Source organism: Metabacillus niabensis (assembly GCF_902829255.1).
Classification (GTDB): domain Bacteria; phylum Bacillota; class Bacilli; order Bacillales; family Bacillaceae; genus Metabacillus; species Metabacillus niabensis.
The window spans coordinates 1-1,389 of the sequence record NZ_CADEPK010000008.1 but is presented as its reverse complement, the minus strand read 5'-3'; the positions used below and the strand labels follow the sequence as shown (position 1 = coordinate 1,389).

3 protein-coding genes and 1 other annotated feature are annotated in these 1,389 nt (G+C 37.6%); all 3 genes read right to left on the bottom strand.

The window, feature by feature from the left end; genetic code table 11:
- Positions 1 to 177 precede the first annotated feature (177 nt).
- The 3 genes from rpmA to rplU are packed head-to-tail and all read right to left on the bottom strand — an operon-like array spanning position 178 to position 1,140.
- On the bottom strand, positions 178 to 468 hold the full coding sequence (rpmA, locus tag HU235_RS01545; RefSeq protein WP_095302399.1) for a 50S ribosomal protein L27: 291 nt from the start codon (positions 466 to 468) through the stop codon (positions 178 to 180).
- A 16-nt stretch (positions 469 to 484) separates the two neighbouring features.
- Positions 485 to 820: a ribosomal-processing cysteine protease Prp gene (locus tag HU235_RS01540; RefSeq protein WP_095302398.1), complete on the bottom strand. Its 336-nt coding sequence runs from the start codon at positions 818 to 820 to the stop codon at positions 485 to 487.
- 11 nt (positions 821 to 831) lie between these two features.
- Positions 832 to 1,140: a 50S ribosomal protein L21 gene (gene rplU, locus HU235_RS01535; RefSeq protein WP_095302397.1), complete on the bottom strand. Its 309-nt coding sequence runs from the start codon at positions 1,138 to 1,140 to the stop codon at positions 832 to 834.
- 12 nt (positions 1,141 to 1,152) lie between these two features.
- Positions 1,153 to 1,235 (bottom strand) — a sequence feature (ribosomal protein L21 leader region).
- Positions 1,236 to 1,389 lie beyond the last annotated feature (154 nt).

Here is a 1,389-nt window from a genome sequence, read left to right as displayed (position 1 = left end):
CATAAAGGGATATCCCTTATTTCGAATGAATTAATATAGATAGGCAAAAACAACAGATCATTTTAGAGGGGATATAAAAATCTCAAGTAAATGTATGACCAGCATGCGTAATAAATGCTCGTAAACATTCTCCATAAAAAAACTCTAGCCTCCGTAAGGCTAGAGTTTCAAATGAACTTATGCTTCTTGTGCTACTGGGTATACGCTAACTTTTTTGCGATCGCGTCCGAAACGTTCGAATTTCACTACACCATCAACTTTTGCATATAGCGTATCATCACCGCCACGGCCTACGTTTTCACCTGGGTAAATTTTTGTACCACGTTGACGGTAAAGGATTGAACCACCAGATACGAATTGACCATCTGCACGCTTGGCACCAAGACGTTTTGCGATAGAGTCACGACCGTTTTTAGTCGAACCTACCCCTTTCTTAGATGCGAAGAACTGAAGATCTAATCTTAACATGAAATTCACCTCCTGTTTAGTTCATTATCTTTACAGAAATATATTGTCCATACTCTCTTTCAATTGTTTGAAGTGAGACAAGCATCCCTTCTAACAATAATTGAACTTTATCACTCGTTGATTTGTCGAGATTGTTAGGTAACTTAACTTGTAAGTACCCTCCTTCTCCACCTTGATCAATTTGTGGCTCAATTTTTGTAAGACTAAGTACTGCATTTACAGCACCAAAGGTAACTGCTGATGCCCCAGCGCAAACAATATCACTGCCGTATTCGTCGAATTCGGCATGTCCAGACAGAGTGAACGATGTGATAAGTCCATCATTTGAACGATAAATTTTAGCATTTATCATATCAAATCGCCTTACGCGTTAATTTTGTCAATGACAACTTTAGTGTATGGCTGACGGTGACCTTGTTTTTTACGGTAGTTTTTCTTAGCTTTATATTTGAAGACAGTGATTTTCTTTTGACGACCATGCTTTTCAACCTTACCAGTTACAGTCGCTCCGTCTACAGTTGGGCTACCAACTTTAACGTTTTCTCCACCTACAAATAAAACCTTGTCAAACGTAACAGTTTCACCTTGTTCAGTACCAAGCTTTTCAACATAAATCACTTGGCCTTCTTCAACTTTAATTTGCTTTCCACCAGTTTCAATAATTGCGTACATTCCTTGCACCTCCTATAAACTCAGACTCGCCAAAACGAGGTGAATGATCGTAATCATTTCTTAACATACCTGATTCTGAGCGGTTGTAGCACGGGTGCGCTACAAATCATAACATTAACCATCATAACAAAAAGCAAGAAATTATGCAACAGTTTTAATATCTTAAAAAGCAAGAAAATCAAATCATCGAAACTCTATTTTCAATTGTCTCTTTACTACCTAAATATTTAATATGATAACATGGAGAAG

Bases quoted from the DNA above. Each gene is read 5' to 3' on its own strand.
- rpmA (WP_095302399.1), bottom strand. From the start codon at position 468: ATGTTAAGATTAGATCTTCAGTTCTTCGCATCTAAGAAAGGGGTAGGT.
- HU235_RS01540 (WP_095302398.1), bottom strand. From the start codon at position 820: ATGATAAATGCTAAAATTTATCGTTCAAATGATGGACTTATCACATCG.
- rplU (WP_095302397.1), bottom strand. From the start codon at position 1,140: ATGTACGCAATTATTGAAACTGGTGGAAAGCAAATTAAAGTTGAAGAA.